General features: G+C 38.8%; 24 protein-coding genes. 21 read left to right on the top strand and 3 right to left on the bottom strand.

The annotated features are described in order from the left end of the window. The first annotated feature begins 101 nt into the window (after nt 1-101). From ychF to moaC, 14 genes are all read left to right on the top strand, one after another. Entirely contained in the window at nt 102-1,199 is a 1,098-nt protein-coding gene (gene ychF / locus ACYQ2D_RS05625) for a redox-regulated ATPase YchF (RefSeq protein ID WP_022303796.1), read from the top strand. Between the two features lie 14 nt (nt 1,200-1,213). Then, nucleotides 1,214-2,104, top strand: a complete 891-nt coding sequence (gene lgt / locus ACYQ2D_RS05620) for a prolipoprotein diacylglyceryl transferase (RefSeq protein ID WP_187558192.1) — start codon at nt 1,214-1,216, stop codon at nt 2,102-2,104. Beyond that, nucleotides 2,073-2,222: an aspartyl-phosphate phosphatase Spo0E family protein gene (locus ACYQ2D_RS05615; RefSeq protein WP_022303798.1), complete on the top strand. Its 150-nt coding sequence runs from the start codon at nt 2,073-2,075 to the stop codon at nt 2,220-2,222. The genes lgt and ACYQ2D_RS05615 overlap by 32 nt, the downstream gene beginning before the upstream one ends. A 478-nt stretch (nt 2,223-2,700) precedes the next feature. Next, entirely contained in the window at nt 2,701-3,645 is a 945-nt protein-coding gene (gene rsmH / locus ACYQ2D_RS05610; protein WP_022303799.1) for a 16S rRNA (cytosine(1402)-N(4))-methyltransferase RsmH, read from the top strand. Nucleotides 3,646-3,668: 23 nt separating this feature from the next. Further along, nucleotides 3,669-4,097, top strand: a complete 429-nt coding sequence (locus tag ACYQ2D_RS05605) for a hypothetical protein (protein ID WP_022303800.1) — start codon at nt 3,669-3,671, stop codon at nt 4,095-4,097. A gap of 25 nt (nt 4,098-4,122) precedes the next feature. Continuing rightward, nucleotides 4,123-6,315, top strand: a complete 2,193-nt coding sequence (locus tag ACYQ2D_RS05600) for a peptidoglycan D,D-transpeptidase FtsI family protein (RefSeq protein ID WP_459784848.1) — start codon at nt 4,123-4,125, stop codon at nt 6,313-6,315. A 107-nt stretch (nt 6,316-6,422) separates the two neighbouring features. Beyond that, nucleotides 6,423-8,141: a peptidoglycan D,D-transpeptidase FtsI family protein gene (locus tag ACYQ2D_RS05595; protein WP_117455542.1), complete on the top strand. Its 1,719-nt coding sequence runs from the start codon at nt 6,423-6,425 to the stop codon at nt 8,139-8,141. 208 nt (nt 8,142-8,349) lie between these two features. After that, complete coding sequence (gene mraY / locus ACYQ2D_RS05590; RefSeq protein ID WP_459784847.1) at nt 8,350-9,309, top strand: phospho-N-acetylmuramoyl-pentapeptide-transferase; 960 nt, start codon at nt 8,350-8,352, stop codon at nt 9,307-9,309. A gap of 18 nt (nt 9,310-9,327) precedes the next feature. After that, on the top strand, nt 9,328-10,695 hold the full coding sequence (gene murD / locus ACYQ2D_RS05585; protein ID WP_459784846.1) for a UDP-N-acetylmuramoyl-L-alanine--D-glutamate ligase: 1,368 nt from the start codon (nt 9,328-9,330) through the stop codon (nt 10,693-10,695). An 83-nt stretch (nt 10,696-10,778) separates the two neighbouring features. Beyond that, the gene (locus ACYQ2D_RS05580) at nt 10,779-11,879 is read left to right on the top strand and encodes an FtsW/RodA/SpoVE family cell cycle protein (protein WP_459784845.1); all 1,101 of its coding nucleotides are present in this window, start codon (nt 10,779-10,781) and stop codon (nt 11,877-11,879) included. A 59-nt stretch (nt 11,880-11,938) separates the two neighbouring features. After that, nucleotides 11,939-13,186, top strand: a complete 1,248-nt coding sequence (gene murA / locus ACYQ2D_RS05575; protein ID WP_022303806.1) for a UDP-N-acetylglucosamine 1-carboxyvinyltransferase — start codon at nt 11,939-11,941, stop codon at nt 13,184-13,186. Nucleotides 13,187-13,201: 15 nt separating this feature from the next. Next, nucleotides 13,202-13,948: a cell division protein FtsQ/DivIB gene (locus tag ACYQ2D_RS05570; protein ID WP_022303807.1), complete on the top strand. Its 747-nt coding sequence runs from the start codon at nt 13,202-13,204 to the stop codon at nt 13,946-13,948. A 285-nt stretch (nt 13,949-14,233) separates the two neighbouring features. Next, complete coding sequence (gene ftsZ, locus ACYQ2D_RS05565) at nt 14,234-15,394, top strand: cell division protein FtsZ (protein WP_459785308.1); 1,161 nt, start codon at nt 14,234-14,236, stop codon at nt 15,392-15,394. 83 nt (nt 15,395-15,477) lie between these two features. Beyond that, entirely contained in the window at nt 15,478-15,963 is a 486-nt protein-coding gene (gene moaC, locus ACYQ2D_RS05560; protein ID WP_117455379.1) for a cyclic pyranopterin monophosphate synthase MoaC, read from the top strand. A gap of 62 nt (nt 15,964-16,025) precedes the next feature. Here the strand turns inward: moaC and ACYQ2D_RS05555 are convergent, their stop codons facing one another. Then, a complete protein-coding gene (locus ACYQ2D_RS05555) occupies nt 16,026-16,892 on the bottom strand; it encodes a shikimate dehydrogenase (protein ID WP_459784843.1) in 867 nt (288 codons plus the stop codon). A 388-nt stretch (nt 16,893-17,280) separates the two neighbouring features. Between ACYQ2D_RS05555 and ACYQ2D_RS05550 the strand changes: the two genes are divergently transcribed. Both ACYQ2D_RS05550 and sigE read left to right on the top strand, forming a co-directional pair. After that, entirely contained in the window at nt 17,281-18,144 is an 864-nt protein-coding gene (locus tag ACYQ2D_RS05550) for a sigma-E processing peptidase SpoIIGA (RefSeq protein WP_459784842.1), read from the top strand. Nucleotides 18,145-18,204: 60 nt separating this feature from the next. After that, on the top strand, nt 18,205-18,882 hold the full coding sequence (gene sigE, locus ACYQ2D_RS05545) for an RNA polymerase sporulation sigma factor SigE (RefSeq protein WP_334297829.1): 678 nt from the start codon (nt 18,205-18,207) through the stop codon (nt 18,880-18,882). A gap of 75 nt (nt 18,883-18,957) precedes the next feature. On the opposite strand, the gene ACYQ2D_RS05540 is transcribed toward sigE, so the two are convergent. After that, complete coding sequence (locus ACYQ2D_RS05540; RefSeq protein WP_022303812.1) at nt 18,958-19,713, bottom strand: IclR family transcriptional regulator; 756 nt, start codon at nt 19,711-19,713, stop codon at nt 18,958-18,960. 273 nt (nt 19,714-19,986) lie between these two features. Here ACYQ2D_RS05540 and eda point away from each other — a divergent pair, with 273 nt between their 5' ends. The 3 genes from eda to ACYQ2D_RS05525 all read left to right on the top strand — a co-directional run bounded on the left by eda (nt 19,987) and on the right by ACYQ2D_RS05525 (nt 22,141). Next, on the top strand, nt 19,987-20,625 hold the full coding sequence (gene eda, locus ACYQ2D_RS05535; RefSeq protein ID WP_022303813.1) for a bifunctional 4-hydroxy-2-oxoglutarate aldolase/2-dehydro-3-deoxy-phosphogluconate aldolase: 639 nt from the start codon (nt 19,987-19,989) through the stop codon (nt 20,623-20,625). Nucleotides 20,626-20,813: 188 nt separating this feature from the next. Beyond that, nucleotides 20,814-21,836 (top strand): sugar kinase, encoded by a 1,023-nt coding sequence (locus tag ACYQ2D_RS05530; protein WP_459784841.1) that lies wholly within the window; start codon nt 20,814-20,816, stop codon nt 21,834-21,836. Between the two features lie 50 nt (nt 21,837-21,886). Further along, nucleotides 21,887-22,141 carry a YlmC/YmxH family sporulation protein gene (locus ACYQ2D_RS05525; protein WP_117455389.1) on the top strand — a complete coding sequence of 85 codons (255 nt, stop codon included), beginning with the start codon at nt 21,887-21,889 and terminating at the stop codon, nt 22,139-22,141. 52 nt (nt 22,142-22,193) lie between these two features. On the opposite strand, the gene sigG is transcribed toward ACYQ2D_RS05525, so the two are convergent. Beyond that, on the bottom strand, nt 22,194-22,973 hold the full coding sequence (sigG, locus tag ACYQ2D_RS05520) for an RNA polymerase sporulation sigma factor SigG (protein ID WP_117455391.1): 780 nt from the start codon (nt 22,971-22,973) through the stop codon (nt 22,194-22,196). A 205-nt stretch (nt 22,974-23,178) separates the two neighbouring features. On the opposite strand from sigG, the gene nrdR reads away from it, so the two are divergent. Both nrdR and ACYQ2D_RS05510 read left to right on the top strand, forming a co-directional pair. Further along, nucleotides 23,179-23,628 (top strand): transcriptional regulator NrdR, encoded by a 450-nt coding sequence (gene nrdR / locus ACYQ2D_RS05515; RefSeq protein WP_117455546.1) that lies wholly within the window; start codon nt 23,179-23,181, stop codon nt 23,626-23,628. A 554-nt stretch (nt 23,629-24,182) separates the two neighbouring features. Continuing rightward, nucleotides 24,183-25,403 (top strand): aminotransferase class I/II-fold pyridoxal phosphate-dependent enzyme, encoded by a 1,221-nt coding sequence (locus tag ACYQ2D_RS05510; protein WP_022302698.1) that lies wholly within the window; start codon nt 24,183-24,185, stop codon nt 25,401-25,403. The last annotated feature ends 139 nt before the right edge of the window (nt 25,404-25,542 follow it).

The following is a 25,542-nucleotide window of genomic DNA, read 5'->3' as shown; positions in this document are numbered from 1 at the left end:
TAAAATAGAAAAATACAAAAAATGTATGATTGGATTCTTTTTATCAGTTTTAAAGAGAGTTTGAATCTACATGGGATAGATTGAAGGAGGAGATACAAGAAATGAAATTAGGAATTGTGGGATTGCCAAATGTTGGTAAAAGTACCCTTTTTAATTCTTTAACGAAGGCGGGCGCAGAGTCTGCGAATTACCCGTTTTGTACAATTGACCCGAATGTGGGAATTGTAACTGTACCAGATGAACGTCTGAAACTGCTTGGGGATTTTTATCATTCCAAGAAAGTAACACCGGCAGTCATTGAATTTGTTGACATTGCAGGTCTGGTTAAGGGTGCTTCAAAAGGAGAGGGTCTTGGAAACCAGTTTCTTGCAAATATCAGAGAAGTTGATGCAATTGTTCATGTAGTACGTTGTTTTGAAGATGAAAATGTTGTACATGTAGACGGAAGTATTGACCCGCTTCGTGATATTGAAACCATTAATCTGGAACTGATTTTCTCAGATATTGAGATTCTTGACAGAAGAATTGCAAAGACAACAAAAACTGCACGTATGGATAAAGAAGCAGCAAAAGAACTGGAATTATTAAAGAAATTAAAAGAAACCCTGGAAGAAGGAAAACCGGCATCTGTATTTGAACCGGAAAATGAAGACGAAGAGGCACTGTTAAAAGGATACAACCTGCTGACAGGAAAGCCGGTCATCTATGCAGCGAATGTTTCAGAAGAAGATTTGGCAGATGATGCCGTTTCTAATCCACATGTACAGAAAGTAAGAGAATATGCAAAAGAGACAGGCAGTGAAGTGTTTGCGCTTTGTGCACAGATTGAGCAGGAAATCGCAGAATTAGATGATGATGAGAAAAAAGAATTTTTAGAGGATTTGGGAATTGAAAAATCCGGATTGGAAAAACTGATTGTAGCAAGTTATCGTCTGCTTGGTCTGTTAAGCTTTTTGACTTCAGGAGAAGATGAGACAAGAGCATGGACCATTAAAGTGGGAACAAAAGCTCCGCAGGCTGCCGGAAAAATACATACCGATTTTGAACGAGGATTTATTAAAGCAGAAGTTGTAAATTATCAGGATTTATTGGATTGTGGTTCTTATGCGGGCGCAAGAGAAAAAGGACTTGTGCGCATGGAAGGAAAAGAGTATGTGGTACAGGATGGCGACGTAATCTTATTCCGCTTTAATGTATAAGGAGGAAAAATGATATGGATATGTCCATTCGTTTCCCACATTTGGGAATTTATCTGCCGAATGTAGGAAAAACAATATCAGTCTTTGGATTTGATATTGCATATTATGGAATTACAATTGCAATCGCAATGATTGTGGGAATCTCCATTGCTCTGCATGAGGCAAAACGTACCGGACAAAATCAGGATACCTATTTGGATTTACTGATGCTTACCATGCTTACTTCAGTTGTTGGAGCAAGAATATACTATGTCATTTTTTCATGGGATAATTATAAGGATAATCTGGGCGAAATTTTAAATATCAGAAATGGCGGTCTTGCAATTTATGGAGGAATTATAGCCGGAGCTATTACGGTTTTTATTTATTCTAAAATAACAAAAATGAAATTCTTACAAATTGCAGATACTGTATGTATGGGACTGGCAGCAGGACAGATTATCGGACGGTGGGGTAATTTCTTTAACCGTGAAGCATTTGGAGAATATACGAATAATCTCCTGGCAATGCAGCTTCCGGTATCCGCAGTGCGCAAAAATGAAATTACTTCTGCTATGTGGAACCATGTAGTAACAATCGGTGGAGTGGAATATATTCAGGTACATCCGACTTTTCTATATGAAGGACTTTGGAGTTTTATGGTTCTTCTGTTTCTATTCTGGTTTCGGAAGCGAAAAAAGTTTGAAGGAGAACTTTTCTTCTGTTATCTTGCAGGATATGGAGCTGGTCGTTTCTGGATAGAAAGTCTGCGTACAGACCAGCTGCTTTTGCCGGGAATCCATGTACCGGTTTCCCAGATGCTTTCAGCAGTGTTGGTTGTTGTTTCACTTTCAGTGATTATTTGTAAAAGAAGAAAGAACAGGGAGTGTCGTTATGACAAAAGAAACCTTAAAAATACAGATTGAGGACACAAGAAAATACTTGAATCAGAGTATAACTGAAAAACAGAGTGCAGATAAGATTCTGGAAATCAGTGTAAAATTAGATAAATTGATTGAAGAATATTTAAATACAAAAGAATAAAACAACTGTTCGCAAAATTGAATGGGAAGAAGAATTAAAATGCCGCAAATCTTTTGATATTGCGGCATTTTTCGAGAAAACTCAGACATAAGGGGAATATATGTTCCCCTTGCTTTTTTTACAGTGGTAGTATAGAATGGCTTTGTAAGTGGTAAGATGTGGTGAAAGTGACGGTAAATAGGGGACTTATGGCAGAAGTCACAGTTATTTCCGTTAAAAAACAGAAGAAAGAAGCATATTTTTCACCCGAAAAAACAGAAAAAATTACTACTTTTTGATAAAATGCAAGAATCTTCTCACGTTTCTTCGTTTCAGAGCAGGTCGATAGTGAACCGGACAAGCAGGGGAGAATTCTCGCGCCGGCAAGGATGCGGGAGTTTGCGGGTCTAAGATATTCAAGTCAAATGCTTATGAGACTTAAAAATACCGTCTGGAAACCTCGCCCGAATTGCAAGTGAATGACAGGAGGGTCAGGAGAATGGAATTTAAACACAAATCCGTCTTGTTAAACGAAACAATTGAGAATTTAAATATTAAACCAGATGGAATTTATGTGGACGGAACGCTGGGAGGAGCTGGACATTCTTATGAGATATGTCGTCAGTTGTCTACCAAAGGGAGTTTAATAGGTATAGATCAGGATGAGGCTGCAATAGAAGCTGCCAGTAAGCGGTTAGAAGAATTTCAGGACCGTGTGACAATCATACGCAGCAACTATTGCAATATGAAAAAAGAATTAAACCGTAAAGGGATTTTTTCTGTGGATGGAATTGTACTTGACTTAGGGGTTTCTTCTTATCAGTTAGATAACGCAGAAAGAGGATTTACATATCGGGAAGATGTGCCTCTTGATATGCGAATGGATCAGAGAGGAAGCCGGACTGCAAGGGATATTGTCAATGAATACAGTGAACAGGAATTATTTCGTGTAATCAGGGATTACGGTGAAGATAAATTTGCTAAGAATATAGCAAAACATATATGTACAGCGAGGGCTGTGAAACCAATTGAAACGACAGGAGAATTGACAGAGATTATCAAACAGTCGATTCCGATGAAAATTCGTGCAACGGGAGGACATCCGGCAAAGAAAACATTTCAGGCAATCCGGATTGAACTGAATCAGGAGCTTGAAGTATTAAAGAACTCATTAGATGATATGATAGAACTGCTGAATGATGAAGGACGCATCTGTATTATTACGTTCCATTCATTGGAAGACCGTATTGTAAAGACAATTTTCAAAAGAAACGAAAATCCCTGTACCTGTCCATCTAATTTTCCTGTATGCGTATGTGGGAAAAAATCAAAAGGAAAGGTAATTACCAGAAAACCGATTCTTCCGTCTGAGGAGGAATTAGAGGAAAACACCCGTTCCAAGAGTGCAAAATTAAGGGTGTTTGAACGTATCAGGCAGGAATAAAAAGTAGATAATAAGGTGGCATCATGAGCAGATATAAGATAGATGGAAATACTGCACGCCGCGAAAATGAGAGCCAGCAAAAGAAAAATAAAAAGAAAGTGTCAGTCAGAAATCAGAAAAAACAGAAGCCGAAATTGAACCGTAAATTTGTATACAGTGTACTTGCAGGTTGTATTATGGTAACCATGGCGAGTACACATTATCTTCAATTAAAGTCAGAAATGGCAATTCAGAAAAACCGGCTGACCTCTCAGAAATTAGAATATAGTGAGTTAAAGGCGGATAATGATGCGTACTATAGCGAAGTGCTTTCAAGTGTAGACTTGGAAACGATACGGAAAAAAGCATTGGATGAATTTGGTATGAAGCATGCGACCGAGGACCAGATTAAGTATTATACGCCGGACGGTGATGGCTATGTAAGGCAGTATCAGGAAGTACCGGAAGAGTAAGAGCGAAGGCAGAGCAGGTGGCAGTTTGAAAAGACAACAAAAAAAAGGAACAAAAAGACTTACAAAGAAAATGAAAACGAAGCTGGTGGGATTACTGATTGTAATTCTGCTGGCTTTAGTCGCGTTAATATTTCGAATTACTTATATCAGTATTAAAAGCGGTGACAGATATACAAGACAGGTATTAACCCAGTCCCAGCAGCAGTATGAAAGTACGACAGTTCCATTTAAGAGGGGCGATATTCTGGATAGAAATGGCAATACCCTTGCAACCAGTGTGAAAGTCTATAATGTAATCTTAGATTGTAGTCTGGTAAATTCAGATAAAAAATATCGTAAACCAACAGTGGATGCATTATCGGATTACCTTGGAATTGACAGCAGTGTGGTAGAAGCAAAGCTGGATGATGAATCGACAGCAAATTCGCAGTATCAAATTTTAAAAAAAGTATCTATGGATGAAAGAAAACATTTCCTTGAAATGAATGAAATTACGGATGATAATAAAGATACCTTAAAAAGGAGCGAATACAAACGCAGAAGCAGAGTAAAAGGGGTCTGGTTTGAAGAACATTATCAGAGAGAGTATCCATTTCATGCACTGGCAAGTACGGTTATAGGATTTTCATCGGTGAATAATACAGCAAGCCTTGGAATTGAGGGGTATTATAGCAGCACCTTAAATGGCACAGATGGAAAAAAATACGGATATTTAAACAGTGATGACATCATGGAGCAGAATATTGTAGATGCAGTAGATGGAAAGACAGTGGTTTCGACAATTGATGTCAATATTCAAAGTATTGTAGAAAAATATATTTCAGCCTTTAATGAAAAATTAAGAAACAATGCTTATGAAGGAGACGGAGCAGAAAATATCGGAGTTATTGTAGAAAATCCAAATAATGGTGAAATTCTGGCAATGGCAGGGAAAAATACCTTTGATTTAAATGACCCGAGAGCCGCCTATGCGAACCGGACGGACTTATCCGATGAGGAGATCAGTGCCGGATTAGATAGTTTATGGGAAAATTTCTGTGTCTCATCAAACTATGAATTAGGTTCGGTTATCAAACCGATTATTGTTGCTTCCGCATTAGAATCCGGAGCAGTCAGTGACAGTGATGTCTTTATCTGTGATGGTGGAGAACAGATTGGAAATGATTATGTACGCTGTGCAGTTTATCCTTATGCACATGGAACGGAAACACTTGGAGAGGTTATTCAGAACTCCTGTAATGACGGTATGATGGCAATCGGACGAAAAATGGGAGCGGCTTTATTGTTGGATTATCAGTCACGGTTTAACTTTGGAAGCCGAACCGGAATTGACCTGCCAAATGAAAGTTCAGGAGCAATTTATACGCTTGACCAGATGAAAGATATGGAACTGGCATCTACAACATTCGGACAGGGATTTACCAGTACCATGATTCAGGAAATTTCAGCCGTGTCTGCGGTAATCAATGGTGGAACTTATTATCAGCCGCATGTGGTAAAAGAAATCAAATCACAGGAAGATGGCTCTGTATTAAAAACCAATGAAGGAAATGTATTAAAACAGATTGTATCTTCAGATGTTTCTGAAAAAATCCGTGAGTATATGGGAATGAGTGTAACATCTGGAACCAGTAGAAAATCAAAAGTTCAGGGTTACAGCATGGGTGGTAAAACAGGAACCGCAGAAATCTTAAGTACAAAAGAAAAAGATTATCTGGTTTCTTTTATTGGATTTGCTCCGCTTGATACTCCTCAGGTCGTGGTTTATGTAGTAGTGGATCGACCAAATGTAGAAGAACAGGCAGACAGCTCTTATGCACAATATATTGCACAGGCAATTTTGGATGAAATTCTTCCTTATATGAACATTTATCCAGATGAAGAGACAGAAGAAACTACAAAATTATGGGATGGTTTTAAAGGTGTTTTAAAACTGGATGATTCTGAAGTAGAAGTAAATGAGCCGGTCGTACAGACAGAAGGTTCTGAAACCGGAACCAATAATGCTCAGGATATCGAAGTCGTACAGGATGAAAGCGGCTCATCAGAAGAATATAATGATGAAGAAAGTGACGGCGTAGCAAGTGAGAATGCCGGATATGAGGAAAATGCTTTTGAAGATGTGTCTGACGAAGAGGATACTTCAAGCGACAATTCTAATGAAGAAGATACCTCGAACCAAGATGAAAGTACCTACGAAGAAGATGAGGGAGAATAATAGAGCCTCTCATTTAAAATAGTGAGATTTAAGCTAAAAAGGAATCCTGCAAGATGGGATTCCTTTTTGTTGTCTGTCATATATATAAAAAAAACAGGTTCAGGCATATGAATAAAAACAGAGTCTATCACAAAAAGAAAACAGTAATCGTATTCTTTAGCTGTCTTTTTTTATTGACAGGTCTGATCGTACGTATGGTTTACCTTATGGTCATTGAATCGGATTATTATGCAAAAAAAGCACAGACTCTTCATGAAAGAGAACGTGACATTAAGGCAGAAAGAGGAAAAATTATTGATGCAAAAGGAGAAGTTTTAGCAGATAATAAGGCAGTCTGTACGATTTCTGTCATACATAGTCAGATAAAAGAGCCGGAAAAAGTGATTGCAATGCTGAAAAAAGAACTTGGACTTTCAGAAGAAACAGCCAGAAAGCGTGTGGAAAAGCGTTCTTCCATCGAAAGAATCAAGACAAATGTAGAAAAAGAGACAGGAGACCGGATTCGGGAATATGGTCTGGATGGGGTAAAAGTAGATGAGGACTTTAAAAGATATTATCCATATCAGGAACTTGCTTCAAAAGTACTTGGATTTACAGGCGCAGATAATCAGGGAATTATTGGACTTGAAGTACAGTATGATGACTTTTTAAAAGGAACAGATGGAAAAATTCTCACGGTTACGGATGCAAGGGGAGTGGAATTGGAAAAACTGGGAGAGAGCCGGATAGAGCCAATTGCCGGATATGACCTGCATGTCAGTCTGGATAAAAATATTCAGATGTATGCTCAGCAGGCAGCAGAAAAAGTGATGGAAGAAAAAGAAGCGGATGCCGTCTCAATTTTATTTTTAAATCCACAGAATGGAGAAATCTATGCGGACGTCAATGTACCGGAATTTAATTTAAATGAACCATTTATGTTAGGGGAAGCAGAGGAAAACTTAAATCAAAAAGAAAAACAGGATGCCCTGAACCGAATGTGGAGAAACTTAACGGTTAATGACACTTATGAACCTGGTTCGACATTTAAGATAATCACAATGGCGGCAGGTTTATCAGAAGGTGTGGTGACACCAAATGACCGCTTTTCCTGTCCTGGTTTTAAAGTAGTGGAGGATAGAAGAATTCACTGTCATAAAAGAAGCGGACATGGGGCAGAAGATTTTGTGCAGGGCGCAATGAATTCCTGCAATCCGGTTTTTATTGAAGTAGGACTCAGACTTGGGGTAGAACGGTATTATCATTATTTTAAACAGTTTGGTCTGTTAAAAAAGACAGGGATTGATATTCCGGGTGAAGCCGGAACAATTATGCATAAAGAAGCGAATATCGGGCAGGTGGAACTGGCAACGATTTCTTTTGGTCAGTCTTTTCAGATTACACCGATTCAGCTTGTAACAACAGTCAGTTCGATTATAAACGGAGGAAGAAGAATTACGCCTCATTTTGGAGTTTATGTGACAGACGAGACAGGAAAAGAGGTAAAGCGATTTGAATATCCGGTTGAAAATAATATTGTGACAGAAGAAGTTTCAAAAGAAGTCAGAGAAATTCTGGAGAAAGTTGTGTCGGAAGGCTCTGGAAAAAATGCATTTATTGAGGGGCATACCATTGGTGGAAAGACTGCAACATCGCAGACCCTTCCAAGAAGTAAGAATCGCTATATTTCCTCTTTTCTTGGATTTACACCGGCAGATGAACCGGAGATTATAGGAATCTGTCTGATTCATGACCCAACAGGTATTTACTATGGGGGAACAATTGCGGCACCTGTAATTCGGGATATCTATGAGAATATTCTTCCGTATCTTGGGATTGAAGGTTGATAAAAAAAGCAAAAGGCATTATACTACTATAGAAAGAATTGCCGGATGTTTATCTCAATCTCAGACTGAGATAAACACTCCGTGGGATGCGCAGCGATTCTAAGAAGAATTTGTCAGCTTATGCTGACTAGAATCGCGCGCCAAGTCTCACGAGTGTTCGACTTGAAAAAAAGACTTTCGGCAAAAAAATACAAAGAAGAGGTGTATTATGGCAGAGTATAAAATGGTTTGGCCAGTCTTGATTGCATTTGCAATCAGTGTAATTTTAGGTCCTTTCGTGATTCCATATTTGCGGAAACTGAAAATGGGACAGACAGAGCGTGTAGATGGGGTACAGTCTCATCTGAAAAAAGCAGGAACTCCGACAATGGGAGGCGTGATTTTTCTCTTATCAACAGTTATCACATCTTTATTTTATATAAAAGATTATCCAAAGATTATTCCGGTTTTATTTTTGACACTGGGATTTGGAATTATTGGATTTTTAGATGACTATTTAAAAGTAGTGCTGCGTCGTTCAGACGGTCTGATGCCAGGTCAGAAAATGGCATGCCAGATTGTTGTAACTGCAATTTTCGCATTTTATATTATGAAATTTACCAATGTTCAGATGACTTTAAAAATTCCGTTTGTATCCGGTTATGAGTTAAATGCAGGAATTTTAACCGTTCCGCTGTTATTCTTTGTTGTAATCGGCACTGTAAATGGAGTAAACTTTACGGATGGTCTGGATGGACTTGCTTCTTCTGTTACGATTATGGTGGCTACATTCTTCTCCGTCATCGCAATTGCAACAAAGAGTGGAATTGAACCGATTACCTGTGCGGTAGTGGGAGCTTTAATGGGATTTTTGTTATTTAATGTATATCCGGCAAAAATTTTCATGGGAGATACCGGTTCTCTGGCACTGGGAGGATTTGTAGCAGGTACTGCTTATATGTTACAGATGCCGTTATTTATTTTGATTATTGGTTTTATTTATTTGTTAGAAGTAGTATCTGTCATTTTACAGGTTGGCTACTTTAAAATTTCCGGTGGAAAACGAATCTTTAAAATGGCACCAATCCATCATCACTTTGAACTGTGCGGATGGTCAGAAACCAGAGTAGTTGCAGTATTCTCAATTGTCACAGCAATTTTGTGTATGATTGCACTTTTAGGTGTGTAAAAAGAAAGGAAGGAAATTATGAAAAAGACAGAATTACAGGGGAAAAAAGTATTAGTCTTCGGTTCCGGAATCAGTGGAATCGGGGCTGTAAAACTGTTAGAAACGGTACAGGCAGATGTTGTCTTATATGATGGAAATGAATCATTAAAGCAAGAAGAAGTCAGAGCAAAACTTCCGAAAGAAAGCAAATGTGAAATTGTACTTGGAGAATTAAAACAGGAACTGATTGACAGTCTCGATCTGGTCGTGATGAGTCCCGGAGTTCCGCTTGATATTGAACCGGTAGAACGCTTAAAAGCAGCAGGACTTCCAATTTGGGGAGAAGTAGAACTTGCATACTGCATGGGGGATGGAACAGTCCTTGCAATTACCGGAACAAACGGAAAGACAACAACAACCGCACTGCTTGGAGAAATCATAAAGGCTTATGCAGATTCGGTATTTGTTGTTGGAAATATTGGAAACGCTTATACGGGAGCAGCTTCTTCCATGAAAGAAGAAAGCTATACGGTAGCAGAAATCAGCAGTTTTCAGTTAGAGACCATACATAGTTTTCATCCAAAGGTTTCTGCAATTTTAAACATTACAGAGGATCACTTAAATCGTCATCATACGATGGAAGAATACATTCGTGTTAAAGAGCTGATTGCTTCTAATCAGACAAAAGACGATTTTTGTATTTTAAATTATGAAGATGAGGAACTTCGTAAATTTGCCCCAAAATGTCCGGCAACCGTAGTCTTTTTCTCCAGCGTTCAGAAACTTGAAGAGGGAATCTTCCTCGATGGAGAAAATATTGTATGGAAATCAAAAACAGAAGAATTTGTATTTGCAAGAACCGATGAATTAAAATTGCTTGGTCGCCATAATCATGAAAATGTAATGGCAGCTTCCGCTATGGCATACTGCGCAGGTGTTCCAAAGGAAACTATTCGCAAAGTGATTATGCGTTTTACTGCTGTTCCACACAGAATCGAATTTGTAGAAGAAATTAATGGAGTTGCTTATTACAATGACTCTAAGGGAACCAATCCAGATGCTGCAATCAAAGGAATTCAGGCAATGAACCGTCCAACGCTCTTAATTGGAGGCGGATATGATAAACAGTCCTCTTATGAAGAATGGATTCAGGCATTTGATGGAAAAGTAAAACAGTTAGTATTAATCGGTCAGACCAGAGAAAAAATTGAAAAAACAGCGCATGAATGTGGATTTTTCAATACGATTCTGGCTGAAAACCTTGAAGAAGCAGTAAAAATCTGTGCCGAAAAAGCAGAAGCCGGAGATGCAGTACTGCTTTCACCGGCATGTGCAAGCTGGGGACAGTTTGATAACTATGAGCAGCGTGGAGATAAATTCAAAGAGTATGTTCGTGCAATGCTTTAATTGACGTTGTCGTAGAGACAATTCATAAATAATAAAATAAAATCATATAGTGCAATATGAGAAAAACAAAAAAGGAAATGCTTATGGAAGCCGTAAGAGAACCAAAAAAGAGTATGGACAGCATACTTTTGTTTCTGGTACTTCTGCTCGTCGTGTGGGGCTTGATTTTCTTGTATAGCACAAGTGCATATAATGGCAGGGTGAAGTTTCATGACCCTGCCTATTATTTTAAGAAACAACTTTTTGCCACGTCTTTAGGGCTTATGGCAATGTACCTGGTTTCCTGTATCGATTATCATATTCCAGTAAAGCTTGCCCCTCTTTTTTATCTGATATCAATGGGGCTGTCTTTGGCAGTGCTTTTGTTTGGGCGGGAGTATAATGGTTCAAAACGATGGCTGTCAATTGGACCGTTTTCATTTCAGCCGTCCGAATTTGCAAAAGCAGCAGTGATTTTATTTCTTACATTTCTTATTACAAATTCACAGAAAAAAAAGGATGGCATCTTTTGGATGGCAGGAATTATGCTGCCACTTTTGCCGATTGTAGGATTGGTTGGGACGAATAATTTGAGCACAGCAATTATCATTCTTGGAATTGGTGTTATTTTAGTTTTTATTTCGCATCCGTGCTATCTTCCATTTATTGGAATTGGGGTGGCGGGAACGGTATTTATCGCTATTTTTCTCGGGACGGCAAGTTATCGTCTGGAGCGTCTTAAAATCTGGAGAAATCCGGAAGCTTATGAAAAAGGATTTCAAACCATTCAGGGACTCTATGCAATCGGAAGTGGAGGGATTTTTGGAAGTGGACTTGGGAGCAGTGTTCAGAAACTTGGATTTGTTCCAGAAGCGCAAAACGATATGATTTTTTCGATTATCTGCGAAGAAACCGGTCTGTGTGGTTCAGTACTGCTGATACTGCTGTTTGCACTTCTAATCTGGAGATTGATGGTAATTGCAACACATGCAGGGGATTTAGAAGGAGCATTGATTTCGGGAGGAATTATGGGGCATATCGCAATTCAGGTTATTTTAAATATTGCGGTTGTGACAAATACAATTCCAAATACCGGAATTACCCTGCCCTTTGTCAGTTATGGAGGGACTTCTGTTGTATTTTTACTGGGAGAGATGGGAATGGCGCTTGCAGTCAGCCGGAGAGGAAAGCGGGAGAGCAGGTAGCACTTTAAGAAACGGTGCATACTATAGGATATAGAGAGCAACGGAAGGAAGAGGCAGATTTGAATCAAATCCGTATTGAGGGATTTCATCGTCTGAATGGAGAAGTAAGAATACAGGGTTCTAAAAATGCGGCATTGCCAATGATGGCGGCCGCTGTTTTATGTAAAGGGGAAGTGATTCTTCATCATTGTCCGGATATTACAGATGTTCATCTGATGAAAGAAATTATAAAGGGGCTTGGTGGGAAGGCTTTTTATAAAAATCATACCATGTATCTGGATTGTACAAAGATAGAGCGGACTACAATTCCCAAAAAAGAAGCAGAGAAGATGCGTTCTTCTATTGTGTTAATGGGAAGTCTTTTAGGAAGAAAAAAGGAGGTCTGTATTCCCTGGCCGGGGGGCTGTGTGATAGGAAAACGTCCAATCGATCTTCATCTGTCTGCCCTTGAAAAAATGGGAGCAGAATTTACAGAAGAAGACAGGGGACTTAAGGGAAAAACAGAAGGACTCAAAGGCGCCAGAATTGTATTTCCAAAAATCAGCGTGGGTGCAACGCAAAATGTAATCCTGGCATCCGTACTTGCCAAAGGTACAACGATACTGGAAAATTGTGCCTGCGAACCGGAAGTGCAGTGGCTGTGCCGGTTTTTAAGAAAAGGTGGAGCAAAAATAAAAGAAACGAAAAACCGAATGATTGAAATCGAAGGCATAAAGTCTTTACATGCAGTTGAATACGAAGTTCCGCCGGATAGAATTGTAGCAGGAACGTATCTTTGTGCTTCTGCAATTACAAGAAGCAATATTTGTCTGGTCGGAGCACCAAAAGATGAGATGAAAGCAATCTTATCGCTCTATCAGAAAATGGGTGGACAATACGAATGGATTGGTGGTAAACTGTCTTTGTGCAGTCAGGAAGTAAACGTTCCGGTTTTATGTCAAAAAACGGAAGTTTATCCGGGATTTCCAACAGATTTACAGTCACCGGTTCTGGCAGTGCTTTCAGGTATTAAAGGAAAAAGCTGTCTGATAGAAACCATTTTTGAGAATCGTTTTCGTGTAGCAGGGGAACTTAAAAAAATGGGAGCAAATATCCGGATTGATGGAGCAAAGGCAGAAATTTATGGAGGAAAACTGCATGGGGCAGAGGTAGAAGCGCAGGAACTTCGGGGAGGTGCGGCACTGGTTCTGGCAGGACTGGCGGCAAAAGGAGTGACTACGGTAAAGAATATCGAATATATCGAGCGTGGATATGAGGATATCTGCCGTGATTTGAGTCAGCTTGGAGCAGTGATGGAAAGAAAATAAAGGGGATTATTTTATATGGATAAAAAGAAACGCACGAAGATTTTGGGCGGTATTGTGGCAGTGCTGTTGCTTGGAATTGCTGTTTTTTTCGGCGGTTTTCGGGTTACAAGTGTAAAAGTAGAAGGAAATACAGCTCATACAGATAAAGAAATAAAAAAGATGGTGCTTCAAGGATCACTTGCTTCAAATACCATACTGGTTCGTTTTTTAAATCCGAGCGAAAAAACAAAAGATGACCAGTTTATTCAGAAAGTATGGATTGAGCGGACAAGCAGTCATAAATTAACCATTCATGTAAGGGAAAAAGAATTAATTGGTTATACGAAATTTTTGGATGGATATCTGTATTTTGACAAAGAAGGAATTGTTCAGGTAAGTACTACAAAAGAATTGAAAAATATTCCATTTATTGAAGGATTAGGCCAGAAAAAGGTTCAGGTAGGACAGAAATTGTCCGGACTAACAGATGAAATTCTGGGCATGCTTTTAAGTGCGACAAAGATGATGGAGAGTAGTGAACAGCATCCGGACCGAATCGTCATTGAAAATGGAGCACTTACCATGTATTTTTCGGAAATCGAAGTAAAACTTGGCACGGAAAAAAATATTTCAGATAAAATAAGCAAAATGCTGGGAATTTTGCCACAGCTTGAAGGAATGCAGGGCGTTTTGGACTTACAGAATGTGGACTCCACGACAGAGACCATTGTATTTAAGAAGTCAGAGACACAAAAGAGCACAGAAGAAAATCAAAATGAGTAGAGGCAGTAAAGTAAAAAATAAAAGAATGGAAAAATAAAAAAATCGGTGTCGAAGAAAAAAGAAACTATAAGAATAAAGTAAAAATTTAAATTTTTTATGAAAAAATGAAAATAGCGGTTGATTAATTTTTGAAAAGAAGATATTATATATCTATATGCACGAACCTTGGAGGAGAATAGGATTTGGCATAAGCGTAAAATCAGAAGAAATACGGAATGCAATACATGAAAGTGTATTTAAAAACCATACAGGTAAGCTAAAGGAGGAAGTACTTTGTTAGAGATTATGACAAACGAGGCTGAATCATCTGCAAAAATCGTAGTCATTGGTGTAGGTGGAGCTGGTAATAATGCAGTAAACAGAATGGTGGAAGAAACAATTAGCGGTGTAGAATTTGTTGGAGTGAATACCGATAAACAGGCGCTGACATTATGTAAAGCACCGACCGTTGTTCAGATTGGTGAAAAACTGACAAAAGGTCTTGGTGCAGGAGCAAAACCGGAAATCGGTGAAAAAGCGGCAGAAGAAAGCATCGAGGAAATTAAGCAGGTTCTTCAGGGTGCTGATATGGTATTTGTTACCTGTGGTATGGGTGGCGGAACCGGAACAGGTGCTGCTCCAATCGTTGCAGGTGCAGCAAAAGAAATGGGAATTTTGACAGTTGGTGTTGTCACAAAGCCTTTCCGTTTTGAAGCAAAGACACGTATGACAAATGCATTGACAGGTATTGAAAAATTAAAAGACAATGTGGATACATTAATTGTAATCCCGAATGACCGTCTGCTTGAAATCGTTGACCGTCGTACTACTATGCCGGAAGCATTAAAGAAAGCGGATGAAGTGCTTCAGCAGGCAGTTCAGGGAATCACAGATTTAATCAATCTTCCGGCTCTGATTAACCTTGACTTTGCAGACGTTCAGACTGTTATGATTGATAAAGGAATTGCACATATCGGTATCGGTGAAGGAAAAGGTGATGATAAAGCAATGGAAGCTGTTCAGCAGGCAGTATCCAGCCCACTTCTCGAAACAACCATCCAGGGTGCATCTCATGTTATTATCAACGTATCCGGAGATATCTCCCTTATGGATGCAAATGATGCAGCAAGCTATGTACAGAACCTTACAGGCGAAGATACAAACATTATCTTTGGTGCTCTGTATGATGATAAAGAAGCAGATTATGTAAGAATCACAGTAATCGCTACAGGTCTTGATGATGAAACAGCAAGAAAACCAAGCGTATCCCGTGATAAAAAAACTGCAAAAACAGAAGAAGCGGTACAGCAGCCGGTACAGCAGACTGCACACGTAGAAACTCAGCAGCCAGCTTTTAAGATGCCGACTTTCCAGCAGCCAACTTTCGGAAGCAATACAGGTAACTTCACAAGTACCGTACCGAAGAAGGATATTCAGATTCCGGATTTCTTAAAAAATAGAAAGTAATACGATATACACTACAAAAGATAAAGGCGGTTCAGATTAGTTCTGGATCGCCTTTTTTAGTCAAAAGTTTAAGGAGAAAAAAGATGGAAACAAAGTTTACTCATTTTGATGAACAGGGAAATGCAGTGATGGTGGATGTTTCAGAAAAGAATCCGACAAGCCGGACTGCATTAGCAGAGGGAAAAATTCAGGTCAATCGTGAAGTGATGGATGCGATTCTTCATCATACAGTAAAAAAAGGGGATGTGCTGGGTGTAGCGCGTGTAGCCGGAATTATGGCAGTGAAACAGACTTCTTCGTTGATTCCGATGTGCCATGTACTTCCAATCAGTAAATGCAGTGTAGATTTTGAAATTGAAGAAGAAAATCTTACGATTAAAGCCTTATGTATGGTAAAAGTAGAAGGGAAAACGGGTGTTGAAATGGAAGCACTGACCGGAGTTAATGTGGCTCTGCTTACGATTTACGATATGTGTAAAGCAATTGATAAACGAATGGTGATGACGGACATTCATCTGGTAGAGAAAAAAGGTGGAAAAAGCGGTGACTTTTATTTTGAAGAAAAATAAAAGCCACCGATATTCAAAATTAAAAATTTTTCAAGAGAACATCATTTTTGGAGAGACTATTATTATTTTCCAAGTGTTTCTCTAACTAATTCCACTGGCATTTCCTGACCGGTCCAGATTTTAAATGCTTCTGCACCTTGATACAAAAGCATGGAATAACCATTGAAAGAGGTACAGCCTTTTTCTTTTGCCATTTTAAGCAGTTTGGTTTCCCATGGATTATAGATAATATCAGCGACAGCAAGGTCTTTTTTTAAAAGAGAACTGTCTTCTAAGATGCAGGCATCTGTATTTGGAGCCATTCCGACAGAAGTAGCATTTACAAAAAGCGCGCTTTGTTCCAGGCTGTCTTTTAAGGCAGTTTTATCGTCATTATCAAAAATAGAAATTTTGCAGGAACTAAGTGCAGAAAGTTTTTGAATCACTTCACGGATACGTGGAAGATAACGGCTGGTTGAGCGGGCGAAGATATGGATTTCTCCCACATTATCAAGTGCAGCCTGAGCGCAGATTGCAGTAGCGGCACCGCCAATTCCCATAAGGGTGATTGTCTTTCCTGTTACATCAATGCAGTGTTCTTTGACTGAGCGCATAAACCCAATGCCGTCGGTGTTGTGTCCGATTAACTTTCCATCTTTGTTTTCTACGGTGTTAACTGCACCAATACACTTTGCAGCAGGGGAAAGTTCGTCCAGATATTCTAAAATTTTTGTTTTGTTTGGCATGGTTAGATTGAAGCCCTTTACATCCATTGTTTTTAAGGCTTTGACGGCATCTCCAAGCGTCTGTTCATTGATATCAAAGCAAAGATAGACATAATCAAGACCGAGTGCGGAAAAACTGGTATTATGCATCATAGGAGAGATGCTGTGTGCCACCGGACTTCCAAGAAGACAGGTGAGTTTTGTATGTCCTGTAATTGGTATCATAATTATAAAACCTCACTTTCATTTTGTTACATTAAAGTTTAAAAGGAAAAAAATAGAGTGTCAAGTAGAAAAGAAAATTCGACAAGATAAGAGGGAAAGATAATCTTTTTGATAAAATTCGACAAAAATGTCGAAAATAAATCAAATTGTGATAGAAATTATGTAAACCGGAAAATAAAAGAAAAAAATAAAGTTTTGCATCAAATAGTTTACATAAAGAAGGTGACATAAAGTTGCCTTTCGATGTCGAAAACTATCGGATTTTAGCAAAAAATTTTTGGGAAGAGCCTTGTGATTTTGACAGAATTCACACCCCCCTAGACCTTATAATGAACATTACTTAGTTCCAGATAAGTAATTGAGTCAAAAAGGTCTAGGGGGGTGTTTTGTGTACTACGAATTTTACATAGATGTGTTTTTCGTAGTCAATCTGGTAATGGATTTTTTTATCCTGCAGTTGGTGAACCGGATGATTTTGGGGGCTGCCAACCCGCTTCGTTCACTTGCAGGAGCTGTACTGGGAGCAGTAGGAAGCAGTGTGATTCTTTTTTTACCGTTTTCTTCATGGAAAATAAGGGGTCTGATTTCCTATGGGATTTTAGCACCGCTTATGGTTATGGCTGGATGTGGAACAAAAAATAAGAATGTATTTTGGATGGAACTGCTTGGCTTTTATGGATGTTCTGCTTTGGCAGGAGGAATTTTTCTGGCATTTCCCAAGATTGCAGCAAGAGGAATCATCACATTTTTGGCGTTATCGTCAGTCACTTACTGGATGCTTGTCATCAGTATCAGACTCTTAAAATACTTAAATGGAAAAAGGAGTACTCTTTGCCAGATTCAAATTCGGGCAGGAAAAAGACAAATAAAAGTGAAAGGTCTGTATGACACAGGAAACCAGCTTTGGGATTCTTTGTTAAAGAAGCCGGTCTGCGTGATTGAATATCAGGCATTTACCGGTCTTTTAAGTGAACCGCAGAAAAAAGCGTTTGATGCTCTTATAATGCGGACCCAAAACGCATCGGATAGTCTGACAGAAAGCCTCATCTGTTTTGAACCACACTTTATCTGTTTTTTAAGTGTGGGAACAAAGAGAGGAAGCCTGCTTGTCGTAACTGTAGATGAGATGTCTGTAGAACGAAGAGAACGGCGGGTATCCGTAAAAAAACCGGTTTTGGCACTTGTAAAACAGGATATGTCAGTAGATAAAACCTTTCAGATGATTATAAATCCAGAAGTTTTTGACAGTTAGGAGGCGCTTGTGATGGAAACAGCAGTTGTAAGAAGAGTTCAATTCCCTGTTTTTACAGGAATGATTTTGCGAAGAGGAGAAGAGATTCACTATATTGGTGGTGCAGATGTACTGCCGGCTCCTCTTGATATACAGACAGAGACCTTAATGATAGAAAAACTGCAGACTGATGAGTTTGAAGAGGCAAAAGCAAGTCTGATTGAACATAATCTGCGTCTGGTGGTATACATTGCAAAGAAATTTGATAATACCGGAGTTGGAGCGGAAGATTTAATTTCAATTGGAACGATTGGACTGATTAAGGCAATCAATACCTTTAAATCTGAGAAAAAAATCAAGCTGGCAACTTATGCTTCAAGATGCATCGAAAATGAAATTTTGATGTATCTGAGAAGAAACAGTAAAACGAAACTGGAGGTTTCCATCGATGAACCGCTTAATGTAGACTGGGATGGAAATGAATTACTTTTGTCGGATATTTTGGGGACAGATGAAGATGTAATTTATCGTGGAATCGAAAGTGAAGTGGAGCGGAATCTGCTTGGAAAGGCAATCAGTAAATTAAGTAAACGGGAACAGACGATTATCCGACTTCGTTTTGGCATTAATATGCCGGATGGAAGAGAAAAAACTCAAAAAGAGGTAGCGGATTTGCTTGGAATTTCACAGTCTTATATTTCAAGACTGGAAAAACGGATTATGAAACGCTTAAAAAAAGAAATGGTACGATATGAGTAATTAGAATTTAAGAAATCCCTTCTACAGGAATAAATCTTGTAGAGGGGATTTTTTCTTTCCTACTTTTTCTTTCTATTATGCACCCTGTTCGATTTCTTTTTTGACTTGAAGAACAAGTGGGATAATTTCCTGAATCCGTTTATCTGTCATTCGGGTGACAGGTGCAGAGATAGAAAACGCATAGCGGGAACGACCTTTATAGTCGGTAAGTCCTACGGCAATACAGCGTACGCCAAGTTCGTTTTCTTCGTTATCAAGAGCATAGCCATTCTTTCTGGCTTCTTTTACCTCTTTTAAAAAGGTGTCATAGTCTGTAATGGTATGCCGGGTCAGTTTTTTGTGGGTGCAGGCATCCCATAATTTATGAATCTGGGATTCTTCCATGCCGGCTGCCATTGCTTTTCCAACACCGGAACAGTAGAGCGGAATCCGGCTTCCGACTTTGGAAACCATCCGCACAGAGTTTTGACGTGACTCTTCTTTGTAGATATAAACCGCTTCCGAGCCATCGAGCTGTACAAAATGAACTGTCTCTCCGGTTTCTTGAGAGAGTGATTTTAAATAAGGTCGGACAACTTCAAGGATATCGAGTCGTTCTAACAGACAGTTGGATAATGCCAGTACTTTTAAGGACAGGTCATACTTCTGGGTTTCTGAATCCTGCTTTGCATACCCCATATAAATCAAGGAGGATAGTAGTCGGTGTGTGGTACTTTTATTTAAATTTAATTCACGGCTTAAATCAGCCAGTGAAACAGGTCCGATTTTGGACAAAGTTTCCATAGCAAGAAACAGCCGATCTGCAACCTGAATAGGGTTTTTTGATTCCATAAGATATCATTTTCCTTTCTAACTGTAACGATATTATGTTGAGGATGGTCTTAGATTTGAGGATTGAGGGGAATTTCGATTCATAAGACTTTGGCGCTATTGTAACACTTTCCGGAATGTGTTACAACCAGAAAATTTTTTTTGAAAGGGGCTTGACAATATGGAGATCTGTAGTATAATCCAAAGTAAAGATATCGCATTGTGAAACAAAGTTCCACATTATGAAACTAGCGGAAACGAAAAAAATTATTTTTAAAATTCAAGGAGGACATTATGAACGCAGTTTTAGAACAGCTTTCCAAATTTGGCGTAGTACCAGTAGTAGTATTAAATGACGTAAAGGATGCAGAACCGTTGGCAAAAGCACTTTGCCAGGGTGGACTTCCATGTGCAGAAGTAACTTTCCGTACGGATGCAGCAGAAGAATCTATTCGTATCATGACAGAAAAATATCCGGAAATGTTAGTTGGAGCAGGTACTGTTCTGACAACAGAGCAGGTTGACCGTGCTGTTGCAGCGGGCGCAAAATTCATCGTAAGCCCAGGATTTGACCCGGAAATCGTAGATTACTGTATTGAAAAAGGTATCACAGTAACACCGGGATGCGTAACGCCTTCAGAAGTAGCTCAGGGTGTAAAACGTGGATTAAAAGTATTAAAATTCTTCCCGGCAGAACAGTTTGGCGGAGTTGCTACAATCAAAGCAATGACAGCAGCTTATGTTGGAATCAAAATCATGCCGACAGGCGGAATCAATCCGAAAAATGTAAGAGAATACTTAGCTTGTGACAAAATCTTTGCATGTGGCGGAAGCTGGATGGTAAAAGGTGATATGATTAAAGCGGGTGAATTCGATAAAATCGAAGCAATGACAAAAGAAGCAGTTGAAATCGTAAAAGAAGTAAGAGGATAAGAATCGCAGATTTGCGGATGAGGGAGACTTTAACACTGTGCTAGTGGATGGTGCAGTGCTAAGAAATAAAAGATAGAAATTAACATGCTATAAATGACCCCTTTTGCCATGGGTGAACATTTAGATAGAAAAAAAAGGGTGTGGAGAAGTCTGCATCCTTTTTTTCTACAAAGAAAGGAGCAGATATTATGAAAAAAGATTTTGATTTGCTGTCACTCGGAGAAATTTTGCTTCGACTTTCCCCACCGGATAATGAACGAATTGTGCGTGGAGAAACATTTCAGAAACAGGTCGGGGGAGCGGAATTAAATGTCGTATCCGGAGCTGCCCTGTTGGGTCTTAGAACCGGAATCATTTCCAAACTTCCGGATAATTCTTTAGGAATTTATGCAAAGAACCGTGTCCGTTTCTGCGGTGTCAGCGATGACTATCTGGTATATGATAAAGAGGAAGATGCAAGACTTGGAATTTATTTCTATGAAAATGGTGCATATCCAAGAAAACCAAGTGTCGTTTATGACAGAAGACATGCTTCTTTTTGTAAAATCAATGAAACAGAAGTTCCGGATTCCATGTATGCAAATACAGCCTGTTTCCATACAAGCGGAATTACTCTGGCACTTTCTGAAAATACAAGAGAAGTAGCCATTGATATGATTAAGAAATTTAAGGCACAGGGTGCACTGATTTCGTTTGATGTAAACTTCAGAGGAAATTTATGGACCGGAGAAGAAGCAAAAGAGTGTATCGAACGAATCCTGCCTTATGTTGATATTTTCTTTTGTTCAGAAGATACTGCCCGCCTGACTTTCTTAAAAGAGGGAAATGTAAAAGAGATTATGAAGAGTTTTACCGAAGAGTATCCGATTTCAATTGTGGCATCTACTCAGAGAATTGTACACAGCCCGAAAGTGCATACCTTTGGTTCAGTCATCTACAGTGCAAAAGAAGATAAATACTTTGAAGAAGAACCATACCGTGATATTGAAGTTGTAGACCGTATCGGAAGCGGAGATGCTTATATTTCAGGTGTTTTATATGGTTTGCTCGGCTGTGGATTTGACTGTCAGAAAGCCTTAGAATATGGAAATGCAACCAGTTCTGTAAAGAATACGATTCCTGGTGACCTTCCTTCCTGTGATTTAAAAGAGATTGACCGAATTATCTGGAATCATAAAAATACCGGAATCCAGCTTGAAATGGATCGATAATAAAAAATAGGGGCATATACTGATAGAAAATAAGAATGGAGAAATTTTTTATGCGTGTATGCCAGCTTCGACAAAAAGAAGTGATTAATATCTGTACCTGCAAGAGTCTCGGTGTGCCGTTTGACCTTGAGTTTGATGAAAAGACTGGGTGTGTGACAGCAATTATTGTTCCGCTTCCGGGGAAAATCTGTGGATTTTTCGGGCCGGTCAGTGAGTACGTGATTCCGTTCGAATGTATCAAACAAATTGGGGAAGATATTATTCTGGTCGAAATAAAAGAAGAAAAGTTTTTAAAAAAGAGTTAGATAAAAGAACCCTCGGTATTTTGCAGTTACGCACCGAGGGATCTTTATCTTTTCACGACCGAAGATAATTTTTCATGGATTTTAAGGCATGTTTTTCAAGCCGGCTGACCTGAGCCTGCGAAATTCCAATTTCCTGTGCGACTTCCATTTGGGTTTTCCCCTCATAAAAGCGCATTTCTATGATATTTCGTTCCCTTGTCTCAAGCCGGTTCATTGCTTCTTTTAGAGAGATATCCTCAATCCAGTGTTCTTCTTTATTTTTCTTATCACTGATCTGGTCCATGACATACAAGGTGTCACCGCCTTCGGTGTAAACCGGTTCATATAGACTGACCGGACTTTGAATGGCATCAAGGGCATATACGATATCCTCTTTATTGATGCCGATTTCACTGGCAATTTCCTGAACTGTTGGTTCTCTTAAGTTCTGTTTCATATAATATTCTTTTGCATGGATTGCCTTATAGGCAGTATCACGCAGGGAACGGCTGACGCGTATGGAGTTGTTGTCCCTTAAGTAGCGGCGGATTTCACCGATAATCATAGGAACAGCATAAGTAGAAAAGCGTACATTTAATGTGGTATCGAAGTTGTCAATTGCTTTCATCAGACCGATACAGCCGATTTGAAATAAATCATCCGCATTTTCATTACTTGCAGAGAAGCGTTTAATTATACTTAAGACCAGCCTTAAATTCCCTTTGATATATAAATCTCTTGCTTCTGTGTCACCCTTTTTTATCCGTTCAAACAGCATTTCTTTTTCGGCATTGGTAAGGACAGGGAGTTTTGATGTATTTACGCCGCATATTTCAACTTTATTAAGAGCCATTGCAAGAATCCTCCATTTTTAGTTTCATGTACGAATACATTTATAATTAGAATGATTCTCATAAGACTGTCACAATATACTGTAAAATGGAAAATTTCATAAAGTTTTAGCCCTTGACAACGCATAAAGTGCGAAAAAGATTGACGATTTACGCTTTTGTGTACTATACTTTAGGCAAGCAAGGCAGTAAAGGAGGCTGAAAATGATGAAGTGCCCTTTTTGTAATCAGGAAAATACACGTGTCATAGATTCAAGACCGGTTCCGGATAATAATTCGATTCGCAGACGCAGACAATGTGATGAATGTCATAAACGCTTCACCACGTATGAGAAGATAGAGACGATTCCTCTTACGGTAATTAAAAAAGACCAGAGCAGGGAAACATATGATCGGACCAAAATACAGGATGGAATTATGCGTGCCTGTTATAAACGGCCGATTTCGGTGGAACAGATTGAACGCACGATTGACGAAATAGAGACAGAGATTTTCAATAAAGAAGAACGGGAAATTCCAAGTACGGAAATCGGAGAGATTGTGATGAACCGCTTAAAAGAATTGGATGCGGTTACGTATGTCCGTTTTGCCTCTGTCTATCGGGAATTTAAAGATGTGAATACCTTTATGGATGAATTAAAGAAGATGTTAAAGTAATAAGAGAGGACTCACCGAGCACCGGTGAGTCCTTATTTGTCTGTGTTATTCTTTTTTAGTTTCTAAAGTATCCAAAGTAACAGAGAGAATAAGATTAAAATGAGCATCAAAACGTAGTAAAAATATTGGATGTTTGATTTTTTTTGGTGGCTGTCATATCCAAGTACTCCAAAGACGAAAAAGAGGTAAAGATATAGGAGCTGTTTGCAAAGGATGAAATCAAGTTTGAAAAACGGATAAGATAAAAAGACAAAAATACCGAGTACAATAAATAAAATAGATTTTTTCTTCATAATGAAGACTCTGTTTAAAGTTTTTCTCATAGGCAGCCTCCTATTAGGTTTAAAAAAATCAGTAAAAAAGAATAATACAGAATAAATAATTGTTAATTTATTATATTTTAACATATTGACTTTGGAAAATCAAAAAAATATTTTTGTTAAGAGCACTTTTTTCACTATAAAGGGCAGTTCTGCTTCTTGCACTTTGCACGGTAAAGTGATAAAATCTCCATAAATCAGGATGCGGATGAAAATGAGAGGAGCAGAGACAAGATGAGAACATTTAAAAAATCTTCAAAATTAGACCATGTATGTTATGACGTAAGAGGACCGGTTTTAGATGAAGCCAACCGTATGCAGGCCGATGGAATCGATGTTTTAAAATTAAACATAGGAAATCCGGCACCGTTTGGATTTTCCGCACCGGAAGAAGTCATTACGGATATGATTTCCACCCTTAGAAGTGCACAGGGATATTCCGATTCCCATGGAATCTTCGCTGCAAGAAAGGCAATCATGCAGTATGCGCAGACAAAAAATATTCCAAATGTGTCAATGGAACATATTTATACCGGAAATGGTGTCAGTGAGCTGATTAACTTAGTGACACAGGGACTGATTGATAATGGAGATGAAATCTTAGTTCCATCTCCGGATTATCCGCTCTGGACCGGATGTGTGACCCTTGCAGGCGGAAAAGCAGTACATTATATCTGTGATGAACAGTCCGAATGGTATCCGGATATCGAGGATATGAGAAGTAAAATCACAGATAAGACAAAGGCGATTGTCATTATCAACCCAAACAATCCGACCGGTGCAGTTTATCCAAAAGAAGTGCTTGAACAGATTGTGGAACTTGCAAGAGAACATGAACTAATGATTTTCTCAGATGAGATTTATGACAGACTGGTGATGGATGGAATTGAACACACTTCCATTGCTTCTTTAGCACCGGATTTATTCTGTATTACTTTAAATGGGTTGTCAAAATCCCATATGATTGCAGGTTTTCGCTGTGGCTGGATGATTTTAAGCGGAGCAAAGGAAAAAGCAAAAGACTATATTGAAGGTTTAAATATGCTTTCCAATATGCGTCTGTGTTCCAATGTTCCGGCACAGTGCATCGTTCAGACCGCACTTGGGGGACATCAGAGCGTGAAAAACTATCTTGTTCCAGGTGGAAGAATCTATGAACAGAGAGAATTTATTTACAATGCAATTAATGATATTCCGGGCTTGTCAGCAGTAAAACCAAAGGCGGCCTTTTATATCTTCCCGAAAATGGATACGAAAAAGTTTAACATCTTAGACGATGAGAAATTTGTGCTGGATTTATTAAAGGAGAAAAAAGTACTGCTTACACATGGAAGAGGATTTAACTGGGCGGAGCCAGACCACTTCAGGATTGTATATCTGCCGAATATTGAACAGTTAAAGGATGCGACAGGAAAGATTGCAGATTTCCTTTCCGGATATCATCAACAGATTTAAACAAAAAAAGGGCTTATAGGAATTAAACTATAAGCCCTTTTTTTGTTAGGCGACAAAATAAAAAATAGAAATAAATTTCTTAAAAAACCATAAAATGGGTTGTAAAATGAAAAAAACAGTGCTAAATTATATTAGTCGA

This window comes from Blautia stercoris (assembly GCF_054657695.1).
The sequence above is the reverse complement of the archived record's forward strand: the minus strand, read 5'-3'. Positions and strand labels throughout refer to the sequence as shown.